The 14,928-nt window shown below is 59.3% G+C and carries 13 protein-coding genes; 10 read left to right on the forward strand and 3 right to left on the reverse strand.

Translation table 11 applies throughout. The features are described 5' to 3' along the window. The first annotated feature begins 22 nt into the window (after positions 1–22). Positions 23–730, forward strand: a complete 708-nt coding sequence (locus KKQ10_RS09420) for an arginyltransferase (RefSeq protein WP_025109006.1) — start codon at positions 23–25, stop codon at positions 728–730. 112 nt (positions 731–842) lie between these two features. After that, positions 843–1,061, forward strand: coding sequence for a translation initiation factor IF-1 (gene infA, locus KKQ10_RS09425; RefSeq protein WP_002553999.1), 219 nt, complete (start codon positions 843–845; stop codon positions 1,059–1,061). 896 nt (positions 1,062–1,957) lie between these two features. Here infA and clpA read toward each other — a convergent pair. Further along, positions 1,958–4,228 carry an ATP-dependent Clp protease ATP-binding subunit ClpA gene (clpA, locus tag KKQ10_RS09430; protein ID WP_127651020.1) on the reverse strand — a complete coding sequence of 757 codons (2,271 nt, stop codon included), beginning with the start codon at positions 4,226–4,228 and terminating at the stop codon, positions 1,958–1,960. A gap of 30 nt (positions 4,229–4,258) precedes the next feature. Further along, positions 4,259–4,642 (reverse strand): ATP-dependent Clp protease adapter ClpS, encoded by a 384-nt coding sequence (clpS, locus tag KKQ10_RS09435; protein ID WP_011334948.1) that lies wholly within the window; start codon positions 4,640–4,642, stop codon positions 4,259–4,261. Positions 4,643–4,867: 225 nt separating this feature from the next. On the opposite strand from clpS, the gene KKQ10_RS09440 reads away from it, so the two are divergent. Then, complete coding sequence (locus KKQ10_RS09440; RefSeq protein ID WP_215500928.1) at positions 4,868–5,149, forward strand: cold shock domain-containing protein; 282 nt, start codon at positions 4,868–4,870, stop codon at positions 5,147–5,149. A gap of 62 nt (positions 5,150–5,211) precedes the next feature. Here the strand turns inward: KKQ10_RS09440 and icd are convergent, their stop codons facing one another. After that, positions 5,212–6,468, reverse strand: coding sequence for an NADP-dependent isocitrate dehydrogenase (gene icd / locus KKQ10_RS09445; protein ID WP_127651022.1), 1,257 nt, complete (start codon positions 6,466–6,468; stop codon positions 5,212–5,214). 481 nt (positions 6,469–6,949) lie between these two features. On the opposite strand from icd, the gene KKQ10_RS09450 reads away from it, so the two are divergent. The 7 genes from KKQ10_RS09450 to KKQ10_RS09480 all read left to right on the forward strand — a co-directional run bounded on the left by KKQ10_RS09450 (position 6,950) and on the right by KKQ10_RS09480 (position 14,797). Beyond that, a complete protein-coding gene (locus tag KKQ10_RS09450; protein WP_127651023.1) occupies positions 6,950–9,175 on the forward strand; it encodes an NADP-dependent isocitrate dehydrogenase in 2,226 nt (741 codons plus the stop codon). Between the two features lie 199 nt (positions 9,176–9,374). Then, positions 9,375–9,821: an NUDIX hydrolase gene (locus KKQ10_RS09455; RefSeq protein ID WP_127651024.1), complete on the forward strand. Its 447-nt coding sequence runs from the start codon at positions 9,375–9,377 to the stop codon at positions 9,819–9,821. A 59-nt stretch (positions 9,822–9,880) separates the two neighbouring features. After that, on the forward strand, positions 9,881–11,005 hold the full coding sequence (mnmA, locus tag KKQ10_RS09460) for a tRNA 2-thiouridine(34) synthase MnmA (protein WP_127651025.1): 1,125 nt from the start codon (positions 9,881–9,883) through the stop codon (positions 11,003–11,005). Then, on the forward strand, positions 11,002–11,625 hold the full coding sequence (hflD, locus tag KKQ10_RS09465; protein ID WP_127651026.1) for a high frequency lysogenization protein HflD: 624 nt from the start codon (positions 11,002–11,004) through the stop codon (positions 11,623–11,625). The genes mnmA and hflD overlap by 4 nt, the downstream gene beginning before the upstream one ends. A 127-nt stretch (positions 11,626–11,752) precedes the next feature. Beyond that, the gene (gene purB / locus KKQ10_RS09470) at positions 11,753–13,123 is read left to right on the forward strand and encodes an adenylosuccinate lyase (protein WP_003223822.1); all 1,371 of its coding nucleotides are present in this window, start codon (positions 11,753–11,755) and stop codon (positions 13,121–13,123) included. 86 nt (positions 13,124–13,209) lie between these two features. Then, positions 13,210–14,379 (forward strand): ribosomal protein uL16 3-hydroxylase, encoded by a 1,170-nt coding sequence (locus tag KKQ10_RS09475; RefSeq protein WP_127651027.1) that lies wholly within the window; start codon positions 13,210–13,212, stop codon positions 14,377–14,379. Then, on the forward strand, positions 14,372–14,797 hold the full coding sequence (locus KKQ10_RS09480; protein ID WP_003223818.1) for a GNAT family N-acetyltransferase: 426 nt from the start codon (positions 14,372–14,374) through the stop codon (positions 14,795–14,797). Before KKQ10_RS09475 ends, KKQ10_RS09480 begins: the two co-directional genes overlap by 8 nt. The last annotated feature ends 131 nt before the right edge of the window (positions 14,798–14,928 follow it).

The raw sequence follows: 14,928 nt of genomic DNA on the forward strand, positions 1-14,928 counted from the left end.
CAGCTTATCCCGAGGGTTGATCATGACCGAGTTGGCGCGCTTGAAGTTCTATGCCACTCAGCCGCATTCCTGCAGTTATCTGCCCGAGGAGCAGGCGACGACGCTGTTTCTCGACCCGAGCCAGCCCATGGATGTGCACGTCTACGCAGATCTGTCGGAAATGGGCTTTCGTCGCAGCGGCGATCATCTGTATCGGCCCCATTGCCAGAATTGCAATGCGTGCGTGCCTGCGCGCATCCCGGTGGCGCAGTTCAACCCCAACCGCCAGCAGAAACGCATTTTCAAACGCAATGCCGATCTGCAGGTACGCCCGATAAAACCGCACTTCAGCGAAGAATATTTCGATCTGTACCAGCGCTATATCGAACAGCGGCATGCCGACGGCGACATGTACCCACCGAGCCGCGATCAGTTCTCGACCTTTCTGGTGCGCGACCTGCCCTTCTCGCGCTTCTATGAATTTCGTCTCGACGGACGGTTACTCGCCGTCGCGGTGACCGATCTGCTGCCCAACGGCCTGTCGGCGGTCTACACCTTTTACGAACCCGACGAAGAGCGTCGCAGCCTGGGTCGTTTCGCGATCCTGTGGCAAATCGCCGAAAGTCAGCGACTGGGGCTGGAGGCGGTGTATCTCGGTTATTGGATCAAGAACTGCAAAAAGATGAACTACAAAACCCAATATCGCCCCATCGAATTGCTGATTAATCAGCGCTGGGTGATCCTGAACTAATCGCAAGCCCTAAACCCCTTGGCTTAAACCCCCTTTTTCGGGCACAATGCACGCCGCTTTTGCCTGGCGCAGTTGCACCGGGCCATTCATTGGATACCGAGGGCTTTACTGCATGTCGAAAGAAGACAGCTTCGAAATGGAAGGCACTGTCGTCGACACCCTGCCCAACACCATGTTTCGTGTGGAGTTGGAAAATGGGCACGTCGTAACCGCGCATATTTCCGGCAAGATGCGCAAGAACTACATTCGTATTCTTACCGGTGACAAAGTGCGCGTCGAGCTGACGCCCTATGACTTGAGCAAAGGGCGCATCACTTACCGCGCTCGCTAATCAAGTCAATACAGAACGCCCGGTTTATGCCGGGCGTTTTTGTGTCTGCGCTTTGGGGTTGGGGATTGGGGATTGGGGGCATATCCGTTGCTGCGGGTGTTGCCGCTGGCGGTTTCGCTCTTACAGCGAGTCACCTTTTCCAAACGCCGAAAAGGTAACCCAAAAGGCTTGGCCCCGGCGTACGGCACTTCGCTGAGGCTCAGTGCTCCCTCGCTACGGTGTCCATCCGGGGGCATCGCCTACGGTTTGCTTCGCTGCACCTCCTCTCGATGTATGCGGCTTCGCCGCATGGCGCTGCGCGCCCAACCCCCGGATGAACACCTTCGCTCGGCCTGCCGAAGGGGCTGGAGATCAAAAGCCACATCAAAAGCCAGAGCCAGATCAAAAGATCGCAGCCTTCGGCAGCTCCTACATGGGATTGGGTGTATTCAATTAGAGGTTGGTCGGCTGTCAGGCCGCCATCGCTGAAAAGACAGCTCCACAGAAATCAACAGCAGACCGCACCCGCCTCTCACCACTCAACAGGATGAGCGTTAGCTCGGCTGCAGCTCTTGATCTTGATCCACGGGCGACGTCGGAAGGCTGAGTGGAGGGATTGATCCGGGCGTGGGAGCGCAGCGACCGTTTGGCGCAGCCAAACACAGCGAGAGGAGGTGCAGCGAAGCAAACCGTAGACGCTGCGCCCGGATCGATCCCGCAGCGAAGGTACCCCGAGCCCCAGCGAGCGGGCCGCACGTAGGAGCAAGCGTTTTTTGCTTACTTTTTTTGGCGTTTGAAAAAAAGTGAGTCGCCGTAAGGGCGAAACCGTAATAAGCCATCACCGCAGCAACGGATATACACACAAAAACACCAGACAACAAAAAGGCGCCCGAAGGCGCCCTCTTGATCCAAGGCCGTCAGGCCATTTCTGCGGTAGTTTCGAAGTCAAACGTCAACTCACCATCCTTGATGTCGATGTGAACCACACCGCCATGCTCGGCCAGCTCGCCAAACAGAATTTCCTCCGCCAACGGACGCTTGATCTTGTCCTGGATCAGGCGCGCCATCGGACGTGCGCCCATGGCCGAATCGTAACCACCGGCCGCCAGCCAGCTGCGCGCCGCATCGGTAACCTCCAGCAACACACGCTTGTCTTCCAGCTGCGCCTGCAGTTCGGTGAGGAACTTGTCCACCACACTTTTGATGACCTCATGACTGAGGCGACCAAACTGGATAATGGTGTCCAGACGGTTACGGAATTCAGGCGTAAAGCTCTTCTTGATCACTTCCATTGCATCGGACGAGTGATCCTGATGAGTGAAACCGATCGAAGCACGCGCTGCAGTCTCGGCACCGGCGTTGGTGGTCATGATGATGATCACGTTGCGGAAGTCCGCCTTGCGCCCGTTGTTGTCGGTGAGCGTACCGTGGTCCATCACCTGCAGCAGCAGGTTGAAGACTTCCGGATGCGCCTTCTCGATTTCATCGAGCAGCAATACGCAGTGCGGCTGCTTGGTGATCGCTTCGGTCAACAGACCGCCCTGATCGAACCCGACATAGCCTGGAGGTGCACCGATCAGACGCGATACGGTGTGACGCTCCATGTATTCGGACATGTCGAAGCGCACCAGTTCGATCCCCAACGCCTTGGCCAGCTGCCGCGCGGCCTCGGTTTTACCGACACCGGTAGGACCTGCGAACAGGAACGAACCGACAGGCTTGTCAGGCGACTTGAGGCCGGCACGTGACAGCTTGATCGCAGTCGACAGCGAATCGATCGCGGCGTCCTGACCAAACACCGTCAGCTTCAGGTCACGCTCCAGGTTGCGCAGCAGTTCCTTGTCGGAACTGGTGACGTGTTTCGGCGGAATCCGCGCGATCTTCGCCACGATGTCTTCAACCTGCGGCACCTCAATGCGTTTCACACGTTTTTCGACTGGTTGCAGACGCTGGTAGGCGCCCGCTTCGTCGATCACGTCGATGGCCTTGTCCGGCATGTGCCGGTCATTGATGTAGCGCGATGCCAGTTCAGCGGCTGCGCGCAACGACTCATCGCTGTATTCGATGTTGTGGTGCTGCTCGAAACGCCCTTTCAGGCCGCGCAGGATGCCGATGGTATCTTCCACCGACGGCTCGACGACATCGACTTTCTGGAAGCGCCGCGCCAGGGCACGGTCCTTCTCGAAGATGCCGCGAAATTCCTGGAACGTGGTCGAGCCGATACAGCGAATGTCGCCAGACGAGAGCAATGGCTTGAGCAGGTTCGAGGCATCCATCACCCCACCGGACGCAGCCCCCGCACCGATAATGGTGTGGATCTCGTCGATGAACAGGATCGCCTGCGGACGTTTTTTCAGTTCATTGAGCAGCGCCTTGAAGCGCTTCTCGAAATCGCCGCGATACTTGGTGCCCGCGAGCAGAGCACCGAGATCGAGCGAGTAGACGACGCTGTTGGCCAGCAGGTCCGGCACCTGGTTGTCGACAATGCGCTTGGCCAGGCCTTCGGCAATCGCGGTTTTACCCACGCCCGCCTCGCCCACCAACAGCGGATTGTTCTTGCGCCGACGCGCGAGAATCTGCGCGACACGCTCGACTTCCATTTCGCGGCCGACCAGCGGATCGATACGACCCTGGCGCGCAAGTTCGTTCAGGTTACTGGCATAAGCATCCAGAGGATTGCCTGAGGAAGAAGACTCACCGCCCTCGTCGTCCTGCATATCTTGTTCACCTTCAGAGTGATCGCCATGCCCCGGCACTTTGGAAATGCCATGGGCGATGTAATTGACGACATCAATACGCGCAACGCTCTGCTGTTTCAGCAGAAACACGGCCTGACTCTCTTGCTCACTGAAGATTGCAACCAGCACGTTGGCGCCAGTCACTTCGCGTTTGCCCGAGCTCTGTACGTGAAAAACAGCACGCTGCAGTACACGCTGGAAGCCCAGAGTTGGCTGGGTTTCACGATCTTCGTCATGGACGGGGATCAATGGCGTGGTGGAGTCGATGAACTCCTGCAGGTCGTGCTTGAGTTTGTCGAGGTTTGCGCCGCAGGCACGCAATACGGTGGCGGCAGCCTCATTGTCCAATAGGGCCAGCAGCAGGTGTTCGACGGTCATGAATTCATGACGCTTCGAACGAGCCTCCTTGAAGGCAAGATTGAGGGTGACTTCGAGCTCGCGGTTTAACATAGCTTCACCTCATACCCAAGTGGTCGGCGATTAACCGTCCTTCTCGATTTCACAGAGTAGCGGATGCTGGCTTTCCCTGGCGTACTGGTTGACCTGCATGGCCTTTGTCTCGGCGATGTCGCGGGTAAACACTCCACATACTGCCCGTCCTTCTGTGTGGACGGCCAGCATGACCTTGGTCGCCAGCTCGCGATTCAGGTTAAAAAACACCTCGAGCACTTCGACGACGAAATCCATCGGTGTGTAGTCATCGTTGAACAAAACCACCTTGTACATCGGCGGCGCCTGTAACGCAGGCTTTGCTTCCTGAACAGCAACGCCTGCCGAATCGTCGTCGTGCTCCTGTGGAAGATCCTTTTGGAGAAGCGGGCGATCCTGATTGAATGTTAGTCGAATCTGGCTGATTGCATGCATGGAAAGAAAGGTTCGTCAGTTGTGCAAATACAGTGGTGGGGGCGGCTGTGCACCTTTTCAACTCCGACTGCCCGGTCACCTTGACTATCGGGAAAACGGTGTTACAACCAATAGAGCCCACAGTGGGTAAAAAAGATCCGCGGAGTCAATTCATTTAAACGAATTCGATTGCGGATGTCCTGGATGATACTCCAGCGATGGAGTCTGTTGCAGAGGGATTTGAGCATGGCTGTCGGCAAGGTCAAGTGGTTCAACAATGCCAAGGGATTCGGCTTCATCAACACCGATGCCCGCGAAGGACGAGACGAGGATGGCAAAGAAATCGATTTCTTTGCACACTACTCCGCCATTGAGATGGACGGGTATAAAACCCTCAAGGCCGGACAACTCGTCAGCTTCGAGATCGTCCAGGGGCCCAAAGGCCTGCATGCCGTGAAAATCAAAGGCGCGACAGTTGCCAGCGAGACGGCTGCGCATGCCTCTCGTGCCGAAAAGGTGTCGAGCTGACCTGAACAGTTTTCCCGCCATGAAAAAACCGCCCGAAGGCGGTTTTTTTGTACCTGTATCGCTTACATGTGCGAAATCAGCGCATCACCGAAGCCCGAAGACGAGACCAGCTTGGCGCCGTCCATCAGACGTTCGAAGTCGTAGGTCACGGTTTTCGCACCAATGGCGCCGTTGGTGCCCTTGATGATCAGATCCGCCGCTTCGGTCCAGCCCATGTGGCGCAGCATCATCTCGGCCGAGAGAATCAGCGAACCCGGGTTGACCTGGTCCTTGCCGGCGTACTTCGGCGCGGTGCCGTGGGTGGCTTCGAACATCGCCACGGTGTCGGACAGGTTGGCACCCGGCGCAATACCGATACCGCCCACTTCCGCCGCCAGGGCGTCGGAGAGGTAGTCGCCGTTGAGGTTGAGGGTCGCGATCACATCGTATTCCGCCGGGCGCAGCAGGATCTGCTGAAGCATGGCGTCGGCGATGGCATCTTTGACGATGACGTTCTTGCCGGTTTTCGGGTTCTTGAACTGCATCCAAGGACCGCCATCGAGCAGGGTCGCGCCGAATTCTTCGGCTGCCACTTCATAGGCCCATTCCTTGAAGGCACCTTCGGTGAACTTCATGATGTTGCCTTTGTGCACGATGGTCAGCGAGTCGCGGTCGTTGTCGACCACATATTGCAGGGCCTTGCGCGCCAGACGCTTGGTGCCTTCGAGGGACACCGGCTTGACGCCGATACCGCAGTTTTCGTCGAAACGGATCTTGGTGACGCCCATTTCTTCTTTAAGGAATTTGATGATCTTGGTGGCTTCCGGGGAACCGGCCTTCCACTCGATACCGGCGTAGATGTCCTCGGAGTTCTCGCGGAAAATGGTCATGTCGACGTCGCCGGGCTTTTTCACCGGGCTCGGTACGCCTTCGAACCAGCGCACCGGGCGCAGGCAGACGTACAGGTCGAGTTGCTGGCGCAGGGCCACGTTCAGCGAACGGATACCGCCACCGACCGGCGTGGTCAGTGGGCCTTTGATGGAAACCACGTAATCCTTGACCGCGTCCAGGGTTTCCTGGGGCAGCCAGGTGTCCTGGTCGTAAACCTGAGTGGCTTTTTCGCCGGCATAGACTTCCATCCAGGAAATCTTGCGCTTGCCGCCGTAGGCCTTCTGAACAGCAGCATCGACAACCTTGATCATCACCGGGCTGATGTCGACACCAATGCCGTCACCTTCGATGAAGGGGATGATCGGGTTATCAGGAACATTGAGAGAATGGTCTGCATTGACGGTGATTTTGTCGCCGACGGCTGGAACCTGAATCTTCTTGTAACCCATGCTGAACTCCATTGTTTGGATTGAACATCTGGCTTGGTTCGAGCGTAACCCAGTTAAATCAACACGCAAACCCTCTGTTCACGGCGCAGGCACATCTGGCTTCGTACAAGCCTGAAAGCAAAGGGAAAAGCGCCAAACTCAAGCATTCCCGGCGACTCTACGCCCCACTCCGCCCTGCGACCTTTAGACCAATGGACGAGGCGGGTTGCATATGAACCATCGGCAGATTGCCAGCTACCTATGTATAATGCCGCCCGCTGACCAAAGGGTCACGACGGCTGGCCTCTCTAGCACGAGACTTTCCGCCTGATTGGTCGGGTTGTTACCGCAGTCCGACTGCTTGACGCTCTACTGATGCACCCAACATCACCGCGAAGAATCTCGACATTCGGTTCATGGATGACTTTGAACGAACGCGCTTACCCGGCGCCCCTCGAGTTTCTGCGCACGCTTTAGCAAAGAAGAGAGAGTTAATCCGAATATGCCCACCCGCTCGAAGATCATCTATACCTTCACCGACGAAGCTCCAGCCCTCGCCACCTATTCCCTGCTGCCGATCATCGAGGCTTACACCGCCTCGGCCGATATCGCCGTGGAAACCCGCGATATCTCTCTTGCAGCACGCATCCTGGCCAGCTTCCCCGAGCAACTGGGCGACAAAGCCGTAGCCGACCACCTCGCCGAACTGGGCGACCTGGCCGTTACGCCTGAAGCCAACATCATCAAGCTGCCGAACATCAGCGCTTCGGTGCCTCAGCTGCAAGCGGCAATCAAAGAACTGCAAGCCCAGGGTTACAACCTGCCGGACTATCCGGAAACCGTGACCACCGACGCCGAAAAAGAAGCCAAGGCGCGTTACGACAAGATCAAGGGCAGCGCCGTGAACCCGGTTCTGCGTGAAGGCAACTCCGACCGCCGCGCTCCGCTGTCGGTCAAGAACTATGCGCGCAAGCACCCGCACAAAATGGGCGCCTGGGCCAAAGACTCCAAGTCCCACGTTGCTCACATGAGCACCGGCGATTTCTACGGCAGCGAAAAAGCTGCCCTGATCGACGCCGCTGACGTTGTGAAAATCGAGCTGATCGCCAAAGACGGTACCGCTACCGTCCTGAAAGAAAAAACCAGCGTTCAGGCTGGCGAGATCCTCGACTGCGCCGTGTTGAGCAAAAACGCCCTGCGTGCGTTCATCGCTGCTGAAATCGAAAGCGCCAAAGCGCAAGGCGTGCTGCTGTCGGTACACCTGAAAGCGACCATGATGAAGGTCTCCGACCCGATCATGTTCGGCCAGATCGTTGCCGAGTTCTATAAAGACGCCCTGACCAAGCACGCTGACGTGCTGGCCGAGATCGGCTTCAACCTGAACAACGGCATCGGCGATCTGTACGCTCGCATCAAGGCCCTGCCGGCCGAGCAGCAAGCGCAGATCGAAGCTGACATGGCAGCGGTCTACGCCGCGCGTCCATCGCTGGCGATGGTCAACTCCGACAAGGGCATCACCAACCTGCACGTGCCGAGCGACGTCATCGTCGACGCCTCGATGCCAGCGATGATCCGTGACTCCGGCAAGATGTGGGGCACCGACGGCCAGCTGCACGACACCAAGGCTGTGATCCCGGATCGTTGCTACGCAACCATCTACCAGGCCGTGATCGAAGACTGCAAAGCCAATGGCGCGTTCGATCCGACCACCATGGGCAGCGTGCCAAACGTCGGCCTGATGGCGAAGAAAGCCGAAGAGTACGGCTCGCACGACAAGACGTTCCAGACCAAGGCTGACGGCGTGGTTCGCGTCACCGACAGCAAGGGCAACCTGCTGATGGAACAAGCTGTTGAAGCTGGCGATATCTTCCGCATGTGCCAGACCAAAGACGCGCCGATCCAGGACTGGGTCAAACTGGCCGTCAACCGTGCTCGCGCCAGCAGCACCCCGGCAATCTTCTGGCTGGACCCGATGCGCGCCCACGACGGCGTAGTGATCGAGAAGGTTCAGGCTTACCTGAAGGATCACGACACCAGCGGCCTGGACATCCAGATCATGGCGCCGGTCGATGCCATGAAGTACACCCTGCAGCGCACTCGCTCCGGCCTCGACACCATCTCGGTGACCGGCAACGTACTGCGCGACTACCTGACCGACCTGTTCCCGATCATGGAACTGGGCACCAGCGCCAAGATGCTGTCGATCGTGCCGCTGATGAACGGCGGTGGCCTGTTCGAAACCGGCGCCGGCGGTTCAGCTCCGAAGCACGTGCAGCAACTGGTTGAAGAGAACTTCCTGCGCTGGGATTCGCTGGGCGAGTTCCTCGCGCTGGCAGCCTCCCTCGAGCACCTGGGTGTGAACTACAACAACCCGAAAGCGCTGGTTCTGTCCAAGACCCTGGACCAGGCCACCGGCCAGTTCCTGGACAACAACAAGTCGCCATCGCGCAAAGTCGGCAACATCGACAACCGCGGCAGCCACTTCTACCTGGCGATGTACTGGGCTCAGGCCCTGGCTGCCCAGACCGAAGACGCTGCACTGCAAGCGCAGTTCGCGCCCCTGGCCAAGACCCTGACCGAGAACGAGGCGACCATCGTTGCCGAGCTCAACGCCGTTCAGGGCAAGCCAGTGGACATCGGTGGTTACTACCACGCCGACGCCGAGCTGATCAGCAAGGCCATGCGCCCAAGCGCGACCTTCAACGCGGCGGTTGCTGCGCTGGTTTAAGGTTGTAAAGGGAACATCACAAACCCCGGCCCTGTGCCGGGGTTTGTGTTTCTGAATACAACACAAATCCCCTGTAGGAGTGAGCCTGCTCGCGATAGCGTAATTTCAGGCACCATAGTTGTTGAATGGTATACCGCTATCGCGAGCAGGCTCACTCCTACAAGGGATCGGGTTTCAATTCAATATTTGAGGACAACTCATGGAATGGCTCCCCCACATCACCGTCGCCACCATCGTCGAAGACAACGGCCGCTTCCTGATGGTCGAAGAGCACAAGGCCGGGCGTAACGTGCTCAACCAGCCCGCCGGCCATCTCGACCCAGACGAAACCCTGACCGAAGCCGCCGTGCGCGAAACCCTCGAGGAAACCGGCTGGGACGTCGAACCCACCGGCGTGATCGGCATTTACCTGTACACCGCGCCGAGCAACGGCGTGACGTACCAGCGTGTGTGTTTCAGCGCCAAAGCGGTGAAACACCACCCGGACTATCAACTGGACGACGGCATCGTCGGCGCCAAGTGGTTGACCCGCAGCGAATTAATCGCCCAGCGCGAGCACTGGCGCAGCGAGCTGATCATCCGCTGCATCGACGATTATCTGGCCGGCCACCACTTCAGTCTCGAACTGATCCGCCCTTCTCTTTAGCCTTGAGGCCGTGAGCCTGATAGAATCGCGTCCTTTTTCAAGACACTCATTGAATCCCTATGCGTGATCCAGCCCCTTCTGACACATCCAAGAAGCGCGTCATTGTCGGCATGTCCGGCGGCGTGGACTCTTCCGTTTCCGCTCTCCTGCTGATCGAGCAGGGTTATGAGGTGGAAGGCCTGTTCATGAAGAACTGGGAAGAAGACGACGGAACGGAATACTGCACCGCCATGGACGACCTGGCGGATGCCCAGGCTGTGTGCGACAAGATCGGCATCAAGCTGCACACCGCCAACTTCGCCGCCGAGTACTGGGATAACGTGTTCGAGCACTTCCTGGCTGAATACAAGGCCGGTCGCACGCCGAACCCGGACATCCTGTGTAACCGCGAGATCAAGTTCAAGGCGTTCCTCGACTACGCCATGATGCTCGGTGCCGACCTGATCGCCACCGGCCACTACGTGCGCCGCCGCGACATCGATGGCCGCACCGAACTGCTCAAGGGCCTTGATCCGAACAAGGATCAGAGCTACTTCCTGCACGCCGTTGGCGGCGAACAGATCGCCAAGACCCTGTTCCCGGTCGGCGAGCTGGAGAAGCCTGAAGTACGCGCGATTGCCGAGAAATATGAGCTGGCGACCGCCAAGAAAAAGGATTCCACCGGGATCTGCTTCATCGGCGAGCGCCGCTTCAGCGACTTCCTCAAGCAATACCTGCCGGCGCAACCGGGCGAGATCAAGACCACTGAAGGCGAAGTCATCGGCCGTCACCACGGTTTGATGTACCACACCATCGGTCAGCGTCAGGGCCTGGGCATTGGCGGCCTGAAGGACGCCGGTGATGAGCCGTGGTACGTGCTGCGCAAGGATCTGGACAACAACGAACTGATCGTCGGCCAGGGCAACAACCATCCATGGCTGTTCTCCAGCGCCCTGCTCGCTTCGGAAATCTATTGGGTCAACCCGATCGACCTGAGCCAGCCGCTGCGCCTGACCGCCAAAGTGCGTTATCGCCAGAGCGATCAGGCCTGCACCCTGGAAAAAACCACCACCGGCTACCGCGCCGTGTTCGACGAACCGCAACGCGCGGTGACCCCGGGCCAGTCCGTGGTGTTCTACGACGGTGAAATCTGCCTCGGTGGCGGCGTGATTGAAGTCGCCGAACCGTGGAGCGGCCAGGCATGAGCCCGACTCAGGAGCAACTGACGGCGCTGGGCGGCGTGTTTCTCGCCGCCGTGCTGGTCGACCGGATCGCCAAGACCGGCCAGACCAGCGAAGCCGGCCTGAGCTGCATGCTCGGCAGCCTGCTGGTACGCGACCCGAAAGACACACTGGACGTGTATGGCGGCGACGATATCAACCTGCGCGAGGGCTATCGTGCCTTGATCGGCGCACTGGAGCGCGACCCGAGCACCTTGCAACGCGAGCCTTTACGCTACGCGCTGTCGATGCTCGGCCTTGAACGGCAACTGGCCAAGCGTGGCGACATGCTCGACACCATTGGCAAGCGCCTGCCGCAGATCCAGTCGCAGGTCGAACACTTCGGCCCGGCCCACGAAAACGTGATCGCCGCCTGCGGCGCGCTGTATCAGGACACCCTGAGCACCCTGCGCCAACGCATTCAGGTGCATGGCGACATGCGCAACCTGCAGCAACCGAGCAACGCCTCGAAGATCCGTGCGCTGCTGCTGGCCGGCATCCGCTCGGCACGCCTGTGGCGACAGCTCGGCGGGCACCGCTGGCAGTTGGTGATCAGCCGGCGCAAGCTGCTCAAAGAGCTGTATCCATTGATGCGCAGCGAGTAAATCGTCGCGCAATAAAAGTTTTGTAGTCTGTAACGCGTAATACGCCGGTCAGTTGGCAACGGACCGGCGGATTTTTTCATGTATGATACGCGCCCCATTTCGTTGCCCGACTGTCCGAGAACACCCCATGCAGCTCTCTTCGCTCACTGCGGTTTCCCCTGTTGACGGCCGCTACGCCGGCAAAACCCAGGCCCTGCGCCCGATTTTCAGCGAGTACGGCCTGATCCGTGCCCGCGTCCTGGTTGAAGTGCGCTGGCTCCAGCGCCTGGCCGCCCACGCCGGTATCCCGGAAGTGCCAGCCTTCTCCGCCGAGGCCAACGCCGTTCTCAATGAACTGGCTGAAAACTTCTCGCTGGAGCACGCCGAGCGCGTCAAAGAGATCGAGCGCACCACCAACCACGACGTCAAGGCGATCGAATACCTGCTCAAGGAGCAGGCGGCCAAGTTGCCGGAGCTGGCCAAGGTCAGCGAGTTCATCCACTTTGCCTGCACCAGTGAAGACATCAACAACCTGTCCCACGCCCTGATGCTGCGCGAAGGCCGTGACGACGTGATGCTGCCGCTGATGCGCCAGACCGCCAACGCCATCCGCGAACTGGCCATCCGTTTCGCCGACGTGCCGATGCTGTCGCGCACCCACGGTCAGCCGGCTTCGCCGACCACTCTGGGCAAAGAGCTGGCCAACGTGGTTTACCGCCTCGAGCGTCAGATCGCGCAGGTCGCTGCCGTGCCGCTGCTGGGCAAGATCAACGGCGCGGTAGGCAACTACAACGCCCACCTGTCGGCCTACCCGCAGATCGACTGGGAAGCCAACGCCCGCGCCTTCATCGAAGACGAGCTGGGCCTGGGCTTCAACCCGTACACCACGCAGATCGAGCCGCACGACTACATCGCCGAGCTGTTCGACGCGATTGCACGCTTCAACACCATCCTGATCGACTTCGACCGTGACATCTGGGGCTACATCTCCCTGGGTTACTTCAAGCAGCGCACCATCGCTGGCGAAATCGGTTCGTCGACCATGCCGCACAAGGTCAACCCGATCGACTTCGAAAACTCCGAAGGCAACCTGGGCATCGCCAACGCACTGTTCCAGCACCTGGCGAGCAAACTGCCGATCTCCCGCTGGCAGCGCGACCTGACCGACTCCACCGTGCTGCGTAACCTCGGTGTCGGCTTCGCCCACAGCGTGATCGCGTACGAAGCCAGCCTCAAAGGCATCAGCAAGCTGGAGCTCAACGAGCAGAAGATTGCTGCTGACCTCGACGCATGCTGGGAAGTATTGGCCGAGCCGATCCAGACCGTGATGCGCCGCTACAACATCGAAAACCCGTACGAAAAACTGAAAGAACTGACCCGCGGCAAGGGCATCAGCCCCGAAGCGCTGCAGACTTTCATCGACGGCCTGGACATGCCGGCCGAAGCGAAAGCCGAGCTGAAACAGCTGACCCCGGCCAACTACATCGGCAACGCTGTAGCGCAAGCCAAACGCATCTGATTCACCGCTTGACCCGTTTGAGACGCCCGGCCGCGCCGGGCGTTTTTATTCCCGTCTGAAAAATGCTTTTTTTCAATAGGTTACACATGAATCCTGACACTCCTCTTCAACTCCTGGGCGGTCTCACAGCGCGCGAATTCATGCGCGATTACTGGCAGAAAAAGCCGCTGCTGATCCGTCAGGCCATTCCTGACTTCGAAAGCCCGATCGACGCCGACGAACTGGCGGGCCTGGCCCTGGAAGAAGAGGTCGAGTCGCGCCTGGTGATCGAGCACGGCGAGCGTCCGTGGGAGCTGCGTCGCGGCCCGTTCGCCGAAGACGAATTCAGCAAATTGCCGGAAAAAGAGTGGACCTTGCTCGTTCAGGCCGTTGATCAATTCGTGCCGGAAGTCAGCGAGCTGCTGGAAAACTTCCGCTTCCTGCCGAGCTGGCGCGTCGATGACGTGATGATCAGCTTCGCAGCGCCAGGTGGCAGCGTCGGTCCGCACTTCGACAACTACGACGTGTTCCTGCTGCAAGGCCACGGCAAGCGCAACTGGAAAATCGGCCAGATGTGCGACACCGACAGCCCGCTGCTGCAGCACGCGGACCTGCGCATCCTCGCCGAATTCGAACAGACCGAAGAGTGGGTCCTGGAACCGGGCGACATGCTTTACTTGCCGCCGCGCCTGGCTCACTGCGGGATCGCCGTTGACAACTGCATGACCTACTCGGTCGGCTTCCGCGCCCCGAGCGCCTCTGAAGTGCTGACCCACTTCACTGACTTCCTCAGCCAGTTCCTGTCGGACGAAGAGCGCTACACCGACGCCGACGCGCAGCCAGCGGCCGATCCGCACCAGATTCAGCACGATGCGCTGGACCGCCTGAAAAGCCTGCTCGCCGAACACATGAGCGATGAACGCCTGCTGCTGACCTGGTTCGGCCAGTACATGACCGAGCCGCGCTACCCGGAACTGGTGGTCGGCCCTGAAGACGTCGAAGAAGACGACTTCCTCGCCGCCCTGCAGGATGGCGCCGTACTGATCCGCAACCCGAGCGCGCGTCTGGCGTGGTCGGAAGTCGATGACGACCTGCTGCTGTTCGCCAGCGGCCAGAGCCGTTACCTGCCAGGCAAGCTGCGCGAGCTGTTGAAGCTGATCTGCGCCGCCGACGCGCTGCACGCCGACAACCTCGGCGAATGGCTGGACGACGAAGACGGTCGCGGCCTGCTGTGCGAGCTGGTCAAACAGGGCAGCCTGGGATTCGCCGATGAATAAGATTCGCGTACGTGTCGCAGACTGGCAAAAGGACAACGCCGAGATCCGGCGCATTCGTGAAACGGTGTTCATCGCCGAACAATCGGTACCACCTGAGCTGGAATGGGACGCCGATGACGCGACCGCCGTGCATTTTCTGGCATTCGAAGGCGACTTTCCGATCGGCACCGCCCGCCTGTTGCCCGACGGGCACATTGGCCGGGTTTCAGTCCTGAAGGACTGGCGCGGGATGAAGGTTGGCGATGCGCTGATGCAAGCGGTCATCGCCGAAGCCGAAGCGCGCGGCCTGCAGCAGCAGATGCTCAGCGCGCAGGTGCAGGCCACGGCGTTCTATGAGCGCCTGGGTTTCAGCCTGGTCAGCGAGGAATTCCTCGAAGCCGGGATTCCGCATGTCGATATGGTTCGCCATTCGGCCTGATCAGCAGAGATCCTCTGATCGCTGGAGATTCTGTGGCGAGGGAGCTTGCTCCCGCTGGGGCGCGAAGCGGCCCTAAACATTAGAGGTCTGCTGCGCAGCCCTGCGGGAGCAAGCTCCCTCGCCACAAAAAA

The organism is Pseudomonas sp. MG-9 (assembly GCF_018729515.1).
In the GTDB taxonomy this organism is placed as follows: Bacteria; Pseudomonadota; Gammaproteobacteria; order Pseudomonadales; family Pseudomonadaceae; genus Aquipseudomonas; species Aquipseudomonas serboccidentalis.